The 16500-nt window shown below is 68.6% G+C and carries 16 protein-coding genes and 1 riboswitch; of the genes, 6 read left to right on the forward strand and 10 right to left on the reverse strand.

Annotation, left to right across the window (positions count from 1 at the left end):
* Positions 1-14: 14 nt before the first annotated feature.
* On the forward strand, positions 15-707 hold the full coding sequence (locus ACQPYM_RS38855) for an alpha/beta fold hydrolase (RefSeq protein ID WP_433011308.1): 693 nt from the start codon (positions 15-17) through the stop codon (positions 705-707).
* Here the strand turns inward: ACQPYM_RS38855 and ACQPYM_RS38860 are convergent.
* Together ACQPYM_RS38860 and ACQPYM_RS38865 are read right to left on the reverse strand one after the other, a co-directional pair.
* A complete protein-coding gene (locus ACQPYM_RS38860) occupies positions 669-2042 on the reverse strand; it encodes an L-serine ammonia-lyase (protein WP_433011311.1) in 1374 nt (457 codons plus the stop codon). The genes ACQPYM_RS38855 and ACQPYM_RS38860 overlap by 39 nt on opposite strands.
* Before the next feature lie 78 nt (positions 2043-2120).
* Positions 2121-2213, reverse strand: a riboswitch (glycine riboswitch).
* 68 nt (positions 2214-2281) lie between these two features.
* The gene (locus tag ACQPYM_RS38865) at positions 2282-2629 is read right to left on the reverse strand and encodes a DUF3817 domain-containing protein (RefSeq protein WP_433011314.1); all 348 of its coding nucleotides are present in this window, start codon (positions 2627-2629) and stop codon (positions 2282-2284) included.
* Between the two features lie 97 nt (positions 2630-2726).
* Between ACQPYM_RS38865 and ACQPYM_RS38870 the strand changes: the two genes are divergently transcribed.
* The gene (locus ACQPYM_RS38870; protein ID WP_433011317.1) at positions 2727-4217 is read left to right on the forward strand and encodes an alpha/beta hydrolase; all 1491 of its coding nucleotides are present in this window, start codon (positions 2727-2729) and stop codon (positions 4215-4217) included.
* 5 nt (positions 4218-4222) lie between these two features.
* On the opposite strand, the gene ACQPYM_RS38875 is transcribed toward ACQPYM_RS38870, so the two are convergent.
* The 4 genes from ACQPYM_RS38875 to ACQPYM_RS38890 all read right to left on the reverse strand — a co-directional run bounded on the left by ACQPYM_RS38875 (position 4223) and on the right by ACQPYM_RS38890 (position 7635).
* A complete protein-coding gene (locus ACQPYM_RS38875; RefSeq protein ID WP_433011320.1) occupies positions 4223-4459 on the reverse strand; it encodes a hypothetical protein in 237 nt (78 codons plus the stop codon).
* Positions 4460-4679: 220 nt separating this feature from the next.
* Positions 4680-6104, reverse strand: coding sequence for an aminopeptidase P family protein (locus ACQPYM_RS38880; RefSeq protein ID WP_433011322.1), 1425 nt, complete (start codon positions 6102-6104; stop codon positions 4680-4682).
* 10 nt (positions 6105-6114) lie between these two features.
* Complete coding sequence (locus ACQPYM_RS38885) at positions 6115-6903, reverse strand: putative hydro-lyase (protein ID WP_433011325.1); 789 nt, start codon at positions 6901-6903, stop codon at positions 6115-6117.
* 3 nt (positions 6904-6906) lie between these two features.
* Positions 6907-7635, reverse strand: coding sequence for a GntR family transcriptional regulator (locus ACQPYM_RS38890; RefSeq protein ID WP_433011328.1), 729 nt, complete (start codon positions 7633-7635; stop codon positions 6907-6909).
* A 168-nt stretch (positions 7636-7803) separates the two neighbouring features.
* Here ACQPYM_RS38890 and ACQPYM_RS38895 point away from each other — a divergent pair, with 168 nt between their 5' ends.
* The 4 genes from ACQPYM_RS38895 to ACQPYM_RS38910 are packed head-to-tail and all read left to right on the forward strand — an operon-like array spanning position 7804 to position 11316.
* Positions 7804-9114: an NRAMP family divalent metal transporter gene (locus tag ACQPYM_RS38895; RefSeq protein ID WP_433011331.1), complete on the forward strand. Its 1311-nt coding sequence runs from the start codon at positions 7804-7806 to the stop codon at positions 9112-9114.
* 26 nt (positions 9115-9140) lie between these two features.
* Entirely contained in the window at positions 9141-9893 is a 753-nt protein-coding gene (locus ACQPYM_RS38900; protein ID WP_433011334.1) for a LamB/YcsF family protein, read from the forward strand.
* Positions 9893-10492: a 5-oxoprolinase subunit B family protein gene (locus ACQPYM_RS38905; RefSeq protein WP_433011337.1), complete on the forward strand. Its 600-nt coding sequence runs from the start codon at positions 9893-9895 to the stop codon at positions 10490-10492. Before ACQPYM_RS38900 ends, ACQPYM_RS38905 begins: the two co-directional genes overlap by 1 nt.
* Positions 10489-11316 carry a biotin-dependent carboxyltransferase family protein gene (locus ACQPYM_RS38910; RefSeq protein WP_433011340.1) on the forward strand — a complete coding sequence of 276 codons (828 nt, stop codon included), beginning with the start codon at positions 10489-10491 and terminating at the stop codon, positions 11314-11316. The genes ACQPYM_RS38905 and ACQPYM_RS38910 overlap by 4 nt, the downstream gene beginning before the upstream one ends.
* 337 nt (positions 11317-11653) lie before the next feature.
* Here ACQPYM_RS38910 and ACQPYM_RS38915 read toward each other — a convergent pair whose 3' ends face one another.
* From ACQPYM_RS38915 to ACQPYM_RS38930, 4 genes are read right to left on the reverse strand one after another with little or no spacing between them, the layout of a single operon-like run.
* Positions 11654-12655, reverse strand: a complete 1002-nt coding sequence (locus tag ACQPYM_RS38915; RefSeq protein WP_433011343.1) for a proline racemase family protein — start codon at positions 12653-12655, stop codon at positions 11654-11656.
* Positions 12652-13554: a dihydrodipicolinate synthase family protein gene (locus tag ACQPYM_RS38920; RefSeq protein WP_433011346.1), complete on the reverse strand. Its 903-nt coding sequence runs from the start codon at positions 13552-13554 to the stop codon at positions 12652-12654. The genes ACQPYM_RS38915 and ACQPYM_RS38920 overlap by 4 nt, the downstream gene beginning before the upstream one ends.
* Positions 13551-15332 (reverse strand): FAD-dependent oxidoreductase, encoded by a 1782-nt coding sequence (locus ACQPYM_RS38925; protein WP_433011348.1) that lies wholly within the window; start codon positions 15330-15332, stop codon positions 13551-13553. Before ACQPYM_RS38925 ends, ACQPYM_RS38920 begins: the two co-directional genes overlap by 4 nt.
* The gene (locus ACQPYM_RS38930; RefSeq protein WP_433011351.1) at positions 15329-16498 is read right to left on the reverse strand and encodes an NAD(P)/FAD-dependent oxidoreductase; all 1170 of its coding nucleotides are present in this window, start codon (positions 16496-16498) and stop codon (positions 15329-15331) included. The genes ACQPYM_RS38925 and ACQPYM_RS38930 overlap by 4 nt, the downstream gene beginning before the upstream one ends.
* Positions 16499-16500 lie beyond the last annotated feature (2 nt).

Genomic DNA, 16500 nt, shown 5'->3' on the forward strand with positions numbered 1-16500 from the left:
GCACCCTGACCGCCATGTCATCTCTGGTGTTGCTGCACGGGCTCGGCGGGACCGGGCGGGTCTGGGACGGGTGGGCTCAGCCTCGGGTGGCGCCGGACCTGCCGGGGCATGGGCGGGCCGGGGCGTTGTCGCGGTACACGTTCGAGTCGATGGCGGCTGCGGTTGCCGAGTTTCTGCCGGTACGCCGGGAGCTGGTTGTCGTCGGACACTCGTTGGGTGGAGTGATCGCGCTCGAGCTGGCCAGCGGCCGGTACGGCGTACAGGTGGATCGGGTGATCGCCCTCGGGGTGAAGGTCTCGTGGTCGGCCGACGAGCTCGCCAAGGCGGCTGCTCTGGCACAGAAGCCGATCGCGTGGTTCGACACCAGGGACGAAGCGGCTGCGCGGTATCTCAAAGTCTCAGGGCTGCAAGGGCTGGTCGATCCCGCGAGTGAGGCCGTGGACAGCGGGCTGCTGGAGGTCGGCGGACGCTGGCGAATCGCGATGGATCCGGCCACCTTCGGCGTCGGTGCGCCGAAGATGGCCGAGCTGATCGCGGCCAGCCAGGCGGACGTCGTACTGGCGCGGGGCGAGCTCGACCCGATGAACACCGACGCCGAGCTGGCCGCGCTGCACGATCAGGTCGTCACGCTGCCCGGCCTCGGCCACAGCGCGCACGTACAGGATCCGTCAGCACTCGATCACGTTCACGGCCAGGCCGCCTCGTGACGTCTCCTTGTACTTGATCTTCATGTCCGCGCCGGTCTCGCGCATCGTCTTGATCACCTTGTCCAGCGAGACGACGTGTACGCCGTCGCCGTGCATCGCCATCCGGGCCGCGTTGATCGCCTTCATCGACGCCATCGCGTTGCGCTCGATACAGGGGATCTGAACCAGTCCGCCGACCGGGTCGCAGGTCAGCCCGAGGTTGTGCTCCATCGCGATCTCGGCCGCGTTCTCGACCTGCTCCGGCGTCCCACCCAGGACTTCGCACAGGCCGGCGGCGGCCATCGAGCAGGCCGAGCCGACCTCGCCCTGGCAGCCGACCTCGGCGCCGGAGATGGACGCGTTCTCCTTGTACAGAACGCCGATCGCGGCAGCCGCGAGCAGGAACCGGACCACTCCGTCTTCTGTTGCCCCCGGCACGAATCGCCGGTAGTACAGCAGCACCGCGGGAATGATGCCGGCGGCACCGTTCGTCGGCGCGGTGACGATCCGGCCACCCGACGCGTTCTGTTCGTTGACCGCGAGCGCGAACAGGTTGACCCAGTCCATCACCTTCAGCGGATCGACCGACCACTTGTCGCTGCTCAGCTTCTGGTGCAACGCGTGCGCGCGCCGCGGGACCTTCAGCCCACCCGGCAGCGTCCCCTCGGTCTCGCAGCCCTCCTCGACGCAATCCTGCATCACCTGCCAGATGTGCAGCAGGCCCTCGCGGATCTCGGCCTCGGTCCGCCAGGCCAGCTCGTTGGCGAGCATCACCTCGCTGATCGGCAGCCCCGACTCGCGGCATCGATCGAGCAGCTCGTTGCCGGACAGGAACGGGTACTTGAGCGGCGTCCGGTCCGCGACGATCCGGTCGCCGGCCGCCGCGTTCTCGTCCACGACGAAGCCGCCGCCGACGGAGTAGTAGGTGCGCTCCCGCAGTACGGCGCCGTCGGCCATGCGGGCCAGGAAAGTCATCCCGTTCGGGTGGTAGGGCAACGCCTTGCGGCGGTGCATGACGAGCTGGCTGTTCTCGTCGAACGGGATCTCCCGCTGCCCGGCGAGCCGCAGCACGCCGGCCGCGCGGATCGCGGCGACCCGGCTCTCGACCGAGCGGGTGTCGACGGTCTCGGGGTCTTCACCCTCCAGACCGAGGATGACCGCCTTGTTGCTGCCGTGCCCGTGGCCGGTCGCCCCGAGCGAACCGAACAGTTGCGACTCGACGGCCGCCGTACGGTCGAGCAGTCCGTCCTCGGCCAGGCCGAGAGCGAACGTCCGGGCGGCCCGCATCGGTCCCACGGTGTGGGAGCTCGACGGACCGATCCCGATACTGAACAGGTCGAACACGCTGATCGCCATGCTGGAGGCCTCCTGGTCGCCATTGACCGATTGGTATGCCTCCCCGCTCTGTCAGGCAGGTCTGCCTTCCAGAGGTGCCTCGCCCGCACGGTGAAGGTGCCTGAGAGATTCTTGGGGAGAGTTGCTCCTACGGCGCCCGGGTCGAGCCCGGGTCTCTCCCGCACGGGTTCATGCGGCTGTTTTCTTGCTCGCCGCGACGGTACGGCGCGCCGGCGGCGCGCGTCAATCCGGCGCGGGCTTTAAGACAACCGGCCGGTGCGCTTGGCCCAGATCTCGAAGAACCAGGTGAACAGCGGCGGGATGCTCGCGGCGAGCGCCGCCAGCGTGACCGGGATGCTCCACCGCAGCCGGCCGCGGACGGCGACGACGGTGATCACGTAGGCGATGAAGATCCCGCCGTGGATCGGGCCGAAGATCTTCACGCCGATCTCGTTGTCGGACAGCACGTACTTGAACAGCATCCCGATCAGCAGGCCGGTCCAGGAGATCGCCTCGGCGATCGCCACGGCGCGGAAAACGGTTGCGTGCTTCGATCCGGCCGAAGCTTGCGTCGTCGCGCCCGTCGGGTCAGTCGTCGTCTCAGTCATCAGGCCTGTGACCCTAACAAGTCCCCCAAGCGGGCCGGGGGTTCGGTCAAGGGTCACCCCCGATGTGTTTCGGAAGGCGGTTGCCGAGGATCGGGGGATGAAGCTCAGAACCCCCACCTGGGGTGTGATCACAGGCTTGGTGTTCGCCGGTGTGGTCGCCCTGCCAGCAACCGCCAGTGCAACCGTCACCGCAACCGCCACAGCACCCGATGTCCTGCAATGGACCGACTGCGAGGTGAAACCCAAGGAGGACCCGCTGCTCGTGGCGGGCTCGAAGTGCGCCACTCTGCAGCTGCCGGTGGACTGGAACCGGCCGAACGGACCCACGTTCGGCCTGGCCATCGCCCGCCGTACTGCGAAGGACCCCGCCGCTCGCGTCGGCACCCTCTTCTTCGGTCCGGGCGGTCCCGGCGACTCCGGCGTCGACCGGATCCGGACCGGGATGGATCGCTTCAGCGACACCATTCAGAACCGGTTCGACATCGTCAGCATCGACCCGCGCGGGATCGCGCGCAGCAACCCGATCGTCTGCTCGGCCCCACTGCTGATGAAGCAGCCCTCGCCGCTGATCACCAGCCGGGCGGAGTTCGCGGAGACGATCCGCTACAACCGCAAACTCGCGAAGGACTGCCGGACTCACACCGGCCCCTTGTACGACCACGTCGACACGCTGCAGACCGTGCGGGACGTCGACGCGATCCGCGCGGCGCTGAGTGAGTCGAAGCTGACCTTCCACGGCAGTTCGTACGGCACGCTGCTGGGTCAGCAGTACGCCGAGCGCTACCCGCATCGCCTGCGCGCCCTCGTCCTGGAGAGCGTCTTCGACCACGGCGACACCACGACCGGTGACTGGCTCGACAAGCAGGCCGCGACGGTTCAGGACTCGTTCACCGAGTTCGTGAAGTGGTGCAACGAGACGACCACCTGCTCGCTGCACGGGCGGGATCTCCACGCGCTGTGGGCCGATCTCGTCGCCCGGGCCGGTCGCGGTGAGCTACCGGATCCGCGCCAGCCGAAGCTGAAGGCAACACCGTTCACCCTGACGTTCGGCGCGTTCCGGATGCTGTACGGCCCGAGGTGGCCGGAGCTCGCCGACATGCTGAAGCAGCTCGAAGTGAGCGAGCCGCCGACCGCTGAACCGCCGGTACCGACCGGGCTCGCCCAGAACCCGCTGGTCCCGTTCTGCCGTGACTTCAGCCTGCCGGTCCGCTCGTACGACGAGTACGCCGCTCACCTGCGCCGGATTGCCCGGAACACCGAGGACGTGAAGATCCCGCCGACGTTGATCGCCGTGACAAACTGTCTGGGCCTGCCGAAGGCGCCCAACCCGCAGCAGGACGTGCGGGTGCACCTGAAGACACCGGCGCTGCTCCTGAACTCCCTGCACGACCCCGCCACCGGCTACAGCTCGGCCCAGAGCGTGGCCCGCCAGCTCGGCCGGCACGGCGTACTGGTCACTTACGAGGGCTGGGGTCACGGCAGCTACGACGCGAGCCCCTGCACGCTGCAGACCGTCGACAACTATCTGGTCGCGCTGAAGGTTCCTGCCCGCGGCACCACTTGCGCCGCAGTACCGCCGACTGGCTGAGCTGGTCAGACGGAGACGAGGTTGGCTTCCTGGACGCGTTTCAGGGAGCCGCCTCGGTAGGCCTCGGCGGAGAGCTCGGGCAGTCGCGCGCAGGCGAGCTCGAGGGCTTCGGCCTGGGTCTGGCAGCCGTCGACGAACCAGTAGGGATCGTCGGGCTGCGGATCTTCCGCATCGTCGATGTCGGCATACCAGTAGCGGCCCCCGGCGCACGCGCAGCGCACCACCCGCACTCGCAGGTTCATCGGAAAATCCCCCCGTGCTGTTGTTCCCCTGGGACCCCCGGGTTCCCAGTCGGGGCCAGCTCGGCCGGTGCGCAGCCGCGGCCCCCCACTACCGCGCACCGGGCCGAGATTGACCCTCCCCCGCTCGTTACATCGTGCTGGGCGGACGAATGTTACTGCTTGTGACCAGGTTATTTTAAGTGATTACTTGACTACTCTAAGTTGTTGTTTGGAAGTCTCTTCAGCTCGGGAGCTGGGCGCGGGTCCAGGCCTCGAGGCCGTCGGTGGTGATCGGCAGCGCCTCGGTGAGGATCTCCAGCCGGTCGGAGTGCACCACGACGTTGTCCTCGATCCGGATGCCGATCCCGCGCAGCTCCGGCGGGACCGTCTCGTCGTGGGGGTGGAAGTACAGGCCCGGCTCGACAGCCAGCGCCATCCCAGCTTCCAAGTCCCCAGCGAGATACCGCTCCGGACGCGCTGCGTCGCAGTCATGGACGTCGAGCCCGATGTAGTGGCCGAGCCCGCAGACGACGTACCGGCGGTGCTGCTGCCCGTCCGGCCCGAGCGCCTCGTCCAGCGACACGTCCAGCACACCCCAGTCCCGCAGCCCCTCGATCAGGACCCGCATCGCCTCGTACTGGAAGGCCCGGTACGGCGCGCCGGCGCGGACCTCCGCGAGCGCGGCGACCTGAGCCTTGTGCACCAGGTCGTGCACCTGCCGCTGCGCCGGGGTGTACTCGCCCGTCACCGGGAAGGTCCTGGTCACGTCGGCGGTGTAGAGCGTGCGGGTCTCCACACCGGCGTCGAGCAGGATGACGTCGCCCTCTCGCACGGCGCCGTCGTTGCGAACCCAGTGCAGCACCGGTCCATGGTTGCCAGCAGCAACGATTGAGGCGTACCCCGGCCCGTTGCCCGCAGTACGGGCGCGTCGGTCGAAGGTGCCCTCCAGCCAGCGCTCGCCGCCACCGCGGACGGCCTCGGGAAGCTCGCGCGCCACGTCGGCGAAGGCGAGCACGCTGCCGGCGACTGCTTCGCGCAACTGGTCGAGCTCCCAGTCGTCCTTGATCCGGCGGAGCTCGGACAGGACCTGTCGCAGCTCCTGGGTGTTCGACGGGCTGCCACCTACCAGCGCGTCCAGCAACGGCTCCACGCCGTACGTCGTCATCATCGCCGGTACTGCGCCGCGCACGGCGGCCGGCAGCTCCTCGATCGGGCGGCACGGCAACTGCAGCGCCTCGGACCAGTCCTTCAGTCCGGGGACCGGCCCGATCCACAGCTCACCGTCCCGCGCGTTCGCGAAGAAGTCGGCTTCGCCGGGACCGGCGGTCTCGCGCAGGTAGAGCGTCGCGTCGCCGTCGCCCGAGATGACCAGGACCGAGCCCTCGGCCTGACAACCGGTGAGCCAGACGAAGTCGCTGTCCGCGCGGAACCGGTAGTCGGTGTCGTTCGACCGGACCGGCGCACGTCCGGCGGCGACCGCGATCCGGCGGCCGGGCAGGCTGGCGCTCAGCTTGGCCCGGTGCTCCGCGGCGGCCTCGGCCAGCCCTTCCGGCAGCACCACGGACCGATCGACCGGCCCCCAGTCACGGGCGATCGACGCACGGAACCCGGCCGCATCGATCGGCCGGTAGGACTTCCGCTGCTCTTCGGTCCGGTCTTCAGACATCTGCTCCCCCTCAGGGCTGGCGATAGACGGCATCCGGCACGTCCGTCACGAACATGCGCCCGGGGGCATGGGTGATCGCGAACGGGGGCCGTGAGTGTCCTGCGGGCACTGGATCCATCAACGCAGCTTGGGGTGTTACTCCGCAAGCCCAATAAACCGGAACATCGCCGGGCTCGGCCTCCACCGGGTCACCGAAGTCGGGTCGCGCCGGGTCCGCGATGCCGAGCGTCTCCGGCGACCCCACGTGCACGGGCGCTCCGTGAACCCTCGGCATCCGGGCTGTCACCTGTACCGCGGTCGCCACCAGCGCCGCCGGGATCGGCCGCATCGACACCACCAACGGGCCGCTCAGCCGGCCCGCCGGACGGCATTCGCGATTCGTCCGGTACATCGACACGTTCCGGTTCTGCTCGATGTTGCGGACCGGGACACCGGCATCGAGCAAGGCCTGCTCGAAGCTGAAGCTGCAGCCGATCAGGAAACTGACCAGATCGTCCCGCCACAGATCCACTACGTCGGCCGGCTCGTCGACCAGCTCCCCGTCCCGCCAGACCCGGTACTGCGGAAGGTCGGTCCGCAGATCGGCGCCCGGCGCCAGCGCAGTACTGGTTGAGCCTGCGTCGGTCACGTCGAGCAGCGGCACCGGTTGTGGGTTGCGCTGGCCGAACAGCAGCATGTCGTAGGCCCAGTCGCGGGGCAGGACGACCAGGTTCGCCTGGGTGAAACCAGGGGCGTGGCCCGAGGTGGGGGCGACCATCCCAGCTCGGTACTGCGCTCGCGCGTCGGCTGGGGTCAGCATGGGTTACCTCGCTTTGAAGGCGTTCAGGAGGCCTTGCTCGGAGTCGATCAGGTAAATCTGGAGCTGATCGGCGGCCCGCTCGTACTGGCGCTGCCGGAGCAGTTCGTAGATGCCGCGGTTGCGGGCGATGTACGGCTCGTACAGCTCTTGCGGGGTCGCTATGACATGGAAGAGCAGGCGGAGCTCGGCGAGCAGCCGGCCGGTGATGTCGTCCAGGCGTTCGCTGTCGGCGAGGCCGATCAGGTGGCGATGGAACTGCATGTTCGCCGTACCGGCCGCTTCCCAGCGGCCGGTGAGGGCGGCTGCCTCCGCGTCCTCGACGTCGATCCGGAGCGGTTCGAGCCGCTGCTCCGGCAGCTCGGGGTCACGGTCGGCCAGGCCGCGGACCACGTCGACCTCGAGCACCCGGCGAAGGCGGTAGAGGTCTACTACATCCCGCTCGGTCAGCTCGGGCACGAACACGCCGCGGTGCAGCTTGTAGACCAGCAGCCCTTCGTGGGTGAGCAGCCGGAAGGCCTCACGCAGCGTGTTCCGGCTGACGTCGAGGACCTCGGTGAGCTCGATCTCGGACAGCTGCGCGCCGGGCCTCAGTGCACCCTCCGTGATGCTGCGGCGGAGGATGTCGGCCGCGCGCTCGGCCGAGCTGCTGCGGTCCTGCCGGGCGACATCCGCGGCAACACCTCGCAGCCAGGCCTGCCGGGCCTCGTCGTCGCTGCGCTGACTGGTGGACATCTTCGCATCATCGCTCACTCCCGCCTCCGGTGGGAAATTTCGATGAACAAGAGTCTTGCAGGATTGTTGAACAATCTCTACTCTCGAAGTCACTCAAGGCGTTCAGACACCTACCGACCGTCTGCAGGAGACCACCCGAAAGCTTTCTGAAGACCCAGGAGCACCGCCATGTCGAAGCCACCCACCCGCCCGACGACCAAGCCGACGCGCCGCCCCGCGAGCCGCAGTACCGGATCGGCGGGCAAGCAGTTGCCGCCCGCGGCGGGCCGGAAGACGCCCGAGACCGCGATGAAGGCGAGCACCAAGTCGACGCTGCTCGGGGCGATGTTCCTGATGGCGACCTCGGCCATCGGGCCCGGGTTCATCACCCAGACGACCACCTTCACGGTCAGCCTCGGCGCCGCCTTCGCGTTCGCGATCGCTGCCTCGATCCTGGTCGACATCGCGTTGCAACTGAACGTCTGGCGGGTGATCGGCGTCTCCGGCCGGCGCGCCCAGGAGCTCGGCAACCTGGTCTTCCCCGGTCTCGGCTACGTGATGGCAGCCCTGCTGCTGGTCGGCGGCCTGGTCTTCAACATCGGCAACGTCTCCGGCACCGGCCTCGGCCTGGACGCGATGCTCGGCCTGGATCCCAAGCTGGGCGGCGCACTCTCCGCACTGGTTGCCATCGGCATCTTCTTGTCCAAGCGGGCCGGCCTGGCGATGGACCGGGTGGTGCTCGTGCTCGGCGCCGTGATGATCCTGCTCACCACCTATATCGCGATCACCTCCGGCCCACCGGTCGGTACGGCGCTGAAGAACGTGGTGCTGCCCGAGCAGGTCGAGTTCCTCGCCATCACCACCCTGATCGGCGGCACCATCGGCGGCTACATCGTGTACGCCGGTGCGCACCGGCTGCTCGACTCGGGCGTCTCCGGACCGCAGCACATCCGCGACATCACCCGAGGCTCGGTCACCGGCATCCTGATCACCGGCGTGATGCGGATCGTGCTCTTCCTGGCGGTCCTCGGCGTGGTCGCGGGTGGTCAGGCGCTCGACCCGAAGAACCCGGCGGCCTCGGCCTTCCAGCACGCGGCCGGCGAGTTCGGCCTGCGCGCCTTCGGGGTGGTGCTCTGGGCGGCCGCGATCACTAGCGTGATCGGTGCGTCGTACACGACCGTCACCTTCGTGACGTCGCGGACCAAGACGTCGGACCGGACCCGGACCATCCTGGTGGTCGCCTTCATCGTCGTCAGTACGGTGATCTTCCTGTCCATCGGCACTGCTCCCACGCAGCTGCTGGTGTTCGCCGGCGCCTTCAACGGGCTGCTGCTGCCGGTCGGGATCGGTGTGCTTCTCTGGGTGGCATGGCAGCGCAAGGACCTGCTGCGCGGGTACCAGTACCCCAAGTGGTTGCTGCTGCTCGGCGGGGCGGCGTGGCTGCTGACCATCTACCTGGCCGTCCGTTCGGTCAAGCCCGTGTTCGAGCTCTTCGGTTAGTCAGTTAGTCGGTTAGGAGCGGTCTGATGGATCTCAACGCCGATCTCGGTGAGGGCTTCGGCTCGTGGACGATGGGCGACGACACCGCGTTGCTCGATGTCGTCACCAGCGCCAACGTCGCCTGCGGGTTCCACGCCGGTGACCCCTCGATCATGCGCCGGGTCACCAGCCAGGCGGTCGAGCGCGGCGTCGCGATCGGCGCGCACGTCGGGTACGACGACAAGCCCGGTTTCGGCCGCCGCTTCCTCGACGTCGAACCCGCCGTACTGCGCGACGAGGTCGTCTACCAGCTCGGTGCGCTGGACGCGTTCGCCCGGATCGCGGGCGACCGCGTCCGGTACGTGAAACCGCACGGCGCGCTCTACAACACGATCGGCACCCACGAGGAGCAAGCGGCGGCCGTGGTCGGCGCGATCGTCGACTACGACGCCGGCTTGCCGGTGCTCGGTCTGCCAGGCTCGGCCTGGCTCCGGCTCGCCGCCGAAGCCGGGCTGACCGTCGTGCACGAAGCCTTCGCCGACCGCGCCTACACGCCTTCGGGAACCCTGGTGTCGAGGCGAGAGGCCGGCTCGGTGCTGCACGACGGCGCGGAGATCGCGGCCCGCTGTACTGCGATGGCGACCGGCGGGGCGATCCAGGACAGCTCGGGTGGCTCGCTACAGCTGGCGCCGGACTCGATCTGCGTCCACGGCGACACCCCAGGTGCTGTCGAGATCGCGCAACAGGTTCGCAAGGCACTGGAGGGAGCGGGCGTCACACTGACCCCGTTCGCCCGCTGATGCGCATCCTGCCCGCCGGCGACCACGCCGTACTGGTGGAACTCGAGGATCTCGAGGAGGTCCTCGGGTACTACGCCGCGCTGTCCGCGTCACCACCCGCCGGTGTCGTCGACATCGTCCCGGCAGCACGGACCGTCCTGGTCACGACTGACTCCGACCTGGATGCGCTGACCCGGGCGTTGCGCGCAGTACAGCCGGTCGACCGTCAGCAGGCGGGCGGCGAGCTGGTCGAGATCCCGGTCGTCTACGACGGCGAGGACCTGAGCGACGTCGCCGAACTCCTCGGCTGCAGCGTCTCCGAACTGATCAAGCGCCACACCTGCGAGGACTGGACGGTCGCCTTCTGCGGCTTCGCCCCCGGCTTCGGCTACCTCACCGGCGCAGGCCACTGGGACATCCCCCGCCGAAAGACTCCCCGCACCAAGGTCCCCGCCGGCGCGGTAGCCCTGGCCGGCGAGTTCAGCGGCATCTACCCCCGAGAATCCCCCGGCGGCTGGCAACTCCTGGGCCACACACCCCTCCAAATCTTCGATCAAAACCGCGACCCCGCAGCCCTCCTCCAACCCGGCCGACACGTCCGCTTCGTGAGCAGTCAATGACGGAACTGACAGTGCTGGAGACGGGGCCGTTGGCGACTGTTCAGGATCGGGGGCGGGTTGGGCAGGCGGCGCTTGGGGTGCCGCGGTCTGGGGCTTGTGACCAGCGGTCGTACGAGTTGGCGAATCGGCTGGTGGGGAACGCGTCTGGGGCGGCCGCCATCGAGGTGACGTTCGGCGGGTTGGTTCTGCGGGCCGAGGCGGACGTGGTGGTTGCCGTGACCGGCGCGCCGTGTTCGGGTGTGCCGCTCAACGCGCCGTCCACGGTACGAGCGGGCGGCGTACTGCGGCTCGGTCCGCCGCGAAGCGGGTTGCGGACGTACGTCGCAGTACGGGGTGGTTTTGCTGTTCCGCCAGTGCTCGGCTCGCGGTCGACCGATCTGTTGTCCGGGCTCGGTCCAGCGCCGTTGAAAGCCGATGATGTGTTGCCGGTCGGCTGCGAGCACGGGCCGATGCCAGGCGTCGACCTCGCTCCCGTGGCCGACCCGGCAGCGGGCGAGGTCGTAGTACGGGTGACTCCTGGGCCGCGGCAGGACTGGTTCCCTGGAGGCGCACTGCTCGGCCAGACCTACACCGTCAGCAGCAACAGCAACCGAATCGGCGTACGCCTCGAAGGCGCACCCCTGCAACGCCTCCGCGAAGGCGAACTCCCCAGCGAAGGCATGGCCCTCGGCGCCCTCCAGATCCCGCCTTCCGGCCTCCCCGTGCTGTTTCTCACCGACCACCCCGTCACCGGCGGCTACCCCGTCATCGCCTACGTAACCGCGGCAGACCTACCGCTTTGCGCCCAACTCCGCCCCGGCCAAACACTGCGGTTCGCGAACTAACAGCAAAGCTCGTGACCCCTAGGCACCAAACGCCCCGGACCGCCCCCACTCACAAACCCCACCAAGCCCACTCGCTTCCACCGCGAGCGAACCGGCCCAGGCACGAAAACAACCCGTTTGTGAGTGGCGCCGGTCCGGGCCTCCGCCCATCCGACCGCAGCCAAGTCCGGCCGCTGCCTGCCCGGACTCAGCAGTTGGCGAAGTGGCTTCTGTAGTTGGGTTTGTGTGCCGAGCGACAGGATGTGGTTGCTGGAGATCAGTGCACCTGAGCGTGTGCCGCGAGCTCGTGTACGGCGTCTCGGGTGTGCACTATCTGTCGTTCGGGACGCCGTCTCCGCTAGAGCACGAAGCCGGTTGGGAAAGGGTCGCTTGGGTCGAGGAGGTATTGGCCCATTCCGGTGATCCACGCGCGACCGGTGACAGTCGGTACTACGGCCGTGCGGTCGCCGACCGTGGTTTGCTCGAGGAGGCGGCCGGTGAAGCGGGTGCCGATGAAGGACTCGTTGACGAAGTCCTCGTTGAGGCCGAGTTCGCCGCGCGCGTGCAACTGCGCCATCCGCGCGCAGGTCCCCGTCCCACAAGGCGAACGATCGAACCAGCCGGGATGGATCGCCATCGCATTGCGCGAGTGCGCCCCACCCTCGCCAGGTGCCGTGAACTGGACGTGCTTGCACTCGTTGATCGACGGATCCAGCGGGTGGATCGGCCGGTCGGTGGCATTGATCGCATCCATGATGTCGAGGCCCGCCCGCAGGATCCGGTCCTTCTCCGACCGGTCGAACGGGATCCCGAGCTGTTCCAGCGGCAGGATCGCGTAGAAGTTGCCGCCGTACGCCAGGTCGTAGGTGACCTCGCCCAACCCGTCCACCTTCACCGTCGCATCCAGCGCATGCGCGTACGCCGGTACGTTGCGGATCGTCACGTGCTCGGCCCGGCCGTTGCTGACGGCAACATCTGCCACGACCAGGCCGGCCGGGGTGTCCAGCCGGACCTGGGTGAGCGGCTCGGTCACCGTGACCATGCCCGACTCGACCAGCACGGTGGCGACCCCGATCGTGCCGTGCCCGCACATCGGCAGACAGCCGGAGACCTCGATGTAGAGCACACCCCAGTCGGCGTCCGGCCGGGTCGGCGGCTGCAGGATCGCGCCGCTCATCGCCGAGTGACCGCGCGGCTCGTTCATCAGGAACAGCCGCAGGTCGTCGTCGTTGGCCAGGAAGTACTCCCGCCGCTCGGCCATCGTCGCGCCGGGGATGACGCCGACCCCACCGGTGATCACCCGGGTCGGCATCCCCTCGGTGTGCGAGTCGATCGCGCTCAGGGTCCGGATCGACCTCATCGCAACGACTCCACTGCCTTCTTCATGTCCTGCTCCAGCTGGGCCAGGTGCTCGGGCACGAGCGGTCCGCGCGGCGGGCGGCACGGGCCGCCGTACCGGCCGACGTAGTCCATGCCGTACTTGATCGCCTGCACGAACTCGACCCGCGAGTCCCACCGGAACGACGCGACCAGCGGCTCGTACAACGCGCGTGCCTCCTGCACCTTGCCTTCGAGGGCGAGGTTGTAGAGCCGGACCGACTCGGCCGGGAAGACGTTCGGGAAGCCGGCGAACCAGCCGGTCGCGCCCATCAGCAGCGCTTCCAGGGTGAGGTCGTCGGCGCCGGCCACGACGGTCAGGTTCGGTGCCAGCTCGCGGATCTCCAGGATGCGCCGGACGTCACCGGTGAACTCCTTGACCGCGACGATGTTGTCGATCCCCGCGATCTCGGCGAGCAGATCGGGCGTCAGGTCGACCTTGGTGTCGTGCGGGTTGTTGTAGACCATCACCGGCAGCCCGACCTTGGCGACCTCGGTGAAGTGGTGGATCACCTCGCCGCGGTTGGCGCGGTACATGGTCGGCGGCAGGCACAGTATTCCGTGCGCTCCGTCCTCCGCCGCCTTCTCCGCCCAGGACCGCGCCTGGTGCGCACCGGCGCCGTGCACGCCGACCACCACGATCCCATCGTTGCCGACAGCCTCGATCGCCGTCCGCGCGACCTGACGCCGCTCGTCATCGGTAAGCGAGGAGTACTCGCCCAGCGACCCGTTCGGCCCGACCCCGCGGCAACCGTTCTCGATCAGCCAGCGGCAGTGCTCGGCGTACCGGTCGTAGTCAGGCCGCAGCCCCGCCGGCGCAGCCGCATCCTCGGCATACGGCAGCGCGGTCGCCACGATCACACCATCAAGCTTCTCAGTCACAAGTCCTCCAGAATTTCCGCTGCGGCCAAATCCATCAAACGCACAGGCTGCGCAACCGGCCGCCCGTACTCACTACGCACTCCACTGATCGCGGCCACAGTCCGGCCACAAACCCGCCCCTGACACATCCCCAACCCAGCCCGGCAACTCAACTTCAAACTCCGACTCCCACCCACATCCCGGGCCCCAACCGCCTCCTCCACTTCCCCCTTGGAAACCCCCTCACACCGACACACCTCAGTGCCCCCGTCACTCCACCCCACCCACCCGTCCTTCACCGGATAAGCAGCCGCCAACACACCGGCAAACCGCTTGCCCTTAGCAACAACCCGTCGTACTGAAACGGGTGCGGGCGACGAGGCGGCGGCGGTGCCGGCTAGGTGGCCTTCGGCGGCGGCCAGGGCTGCTCCGCCTATGCCGGTTAGTTCGCCGGCGGCGTAGATGCCGGGGGTGGTGGTCTGTTGGTTGTCGTCTACTTGTACTGCGGGGCCTCCGTCCGGGCCCTCAGTGAGGGTGCAGCGGGCGGAGACGGCTAGTTCCAGGTTGGCGGTGAAGCCGAAGCCGAGGCAGACGGCGTCTACCTCGATCCGCTCCTCCGTACCGGGGATCGGCTTCCAGTCGCGGTCGAGGCGGGCGATGGTGACAGCTTCAACTCGGTCGGTTCCGTGGGCGGCGACCACCGTGCGGCCGTGCTTGAGCGGGATCCGACGGCGTGCCAGCAACCGCGCATAGCTGACGGCCTCCGAGAACTTCCCGGCGCCGGCCAAGGGATCAGACAACAACCCCTTCGCCACGGTCGCCGGGTGGCTCGCCTCGAGCAACGCGACCACTTCAGCCCCGACGCCGACGAGCGACTCCGCCACCGGCAACAGGAACGGCCCGGTACCCGCGACCACAACCCGCTTGCCGACGGAGATCCGCTGACCCTTCGCCAACGCCTGTGCGGCGCCCGCGCTGTAAACGCCCGGCAGATCCCACCCAGGGAAAGGCAGCACCCGGTCATACGCTCCGGTCGCGAGCACAAGCGCTGAAGTCTCCACCGCCGACACCTGCCGCCCCGCCGCATCGGCCGCGCCCTGCTGCAACCAGAGCCGCGTCCGCGTCGCACCATCCGAAGACGCGGGCCGCTCAAGCGCCCAAACGCTAGTGCCAGTCAGATGCGTGATCGAAGGGTCAGTCGCAATCCGGTCCCGGAGTCGCGCAAAGGCCTTCCAGTCGTGCTGAAGCTTCTCCGGCCGGCCAGCCCGGAACTCCTCAGGCAACTGCCGATTGAACTGCCCACCAACCCGCTCAGCAGCATCAACCAGCAGCACAGCCTTCCCGGCATCAGCCGCCGCCACCGCCGCACTCATCCCAGCAGGCCCAGCCCCCACCACCACAACAGGCACGACCCGTACGCCGCCGCCCGCGCCCGCCACCCGCGCGCCAACGCCTCCAGGCAGCTCAGCACCAGACAACTCACCGCGAGGCAGCTCAGCACCAACCTGCGTAGTGACCTCATCACCATCCCGAACCACCCGCTGACAAGCCCGCACGTCCGGCAGCCCGTTGACCACCACCAGGCAGTCGAAGCAAGATCCGATCCCGCAGAACACACCCCGCGCACGCGCACCACCGCGCGTAGTACGCCAGGAATCCCGCCCACTCGCCATCAGCGCCGCCGCAACGCTCTGCCCCGGCAACGCCTCCACCGACTCACCGTCAACAGTGATCGCGATGCCGTCACCAAGACGCGGCTCAGCCGGATCCCCCTCAACCGGCCGCAAGTACGGGCTCATGCCACACCCTCCGCACCCAGCAGCGCAGGCCGATCGACCCGAAACGGTGTCGGATCAACATGCGGTTCAAGTCCAACAAAGAGCTCAGTGATCAACCGACCGGTCGAGGCAGCCAGCCCGATCCCAGCGCCTTCATGCCCAGTCGCATGCCACAGTCCCTCCACCCGCGGATCGGCCCCGATCACCGGCAGATGATCCGGCGCATACGGCCGGAACCCGCCGTAAGCCCGCATCACCGGCACCTCACCCAGAAACGGGAACAGCCCAACCGCCTTGCGCGCCAACTCCCGCAGCACCTTCACCCGGACCGCGTCGTCGAACCCGATCCGCTCCCGGCTCGACCCGATCAGGACCGTGCCGGCCCGCGTCGACTCCACCACCGTCGACGTCTGCAGCTCCGCATCGCCACTGCCCACAGCACCAACGTAATCCGCGTCGTAAACCTTGTGCCGAACGCATTCCGGCAGCGGCGCGGTGACCAGGATCATCCCCCGTCGCGGCAGGATCTGGATCGGCGCACCCGCCAGCGAACTGAACGCCCCCGCCCACGGCCCACACGCGTTGACCACGGCCCCACAAGCAACAACCCCAGCGTCCGTCTCCACCCCCGCCACCCGCCCGCCGGCGGTTCGCAGTACGGACAAAGCAGTAACACCACCGCGAACCGAACCACCACGGGCCCGTACTGCGGCTAGCAAAGCCGTTGCCGCGAGCACTGGTTGGAGCTGGGCGTCATCCGGGTAGTGCACGGCAACAGTCACGTTGCGAGTCAGCGATGGCTCCAACTCAAAGGCATCCGCAGGCTTGATCACCCGGGCATCGACCCCAGCACCTCGTTGCGCCGCGGCGAAATCCTCCAGCGGTCCAGGCTCGCCGGTCGCAACGACCAGCCCGCCCTTCGGCTCCCACTCCACGTCAGCGACGCGCTCCGGCAGCCGATCCAGTACTGCGAGCCACTCCGCGCGCGACGCGATCGCCAGGTCGAGCTCGGGCCCGGGCCCCTTGTCGGAGACGAGGATGTTGCCCTCACCGGCCGCCGTGGTCCCGCTCGCCGGGGCGCCGCGATCCAGCACCAGCACCCGGACGCCGGCCGCCGACAGGGCCTCGGCGCACGCGGCACCGACGATCCCCGCCCCGACCACCACCACCACGTCGACCTCAGCCATCC

The sequence above is a fragment of the Kribbella sp. CA-294648 genome, from assembly GCF_050943845.1.
In the GTDB taxonomy this organism is placed as follows: domain Bacteria; phylum Actinomycetota; class Actinomycetes; order Propionibacteriales; family Kribbellaceae; genus Kribbella.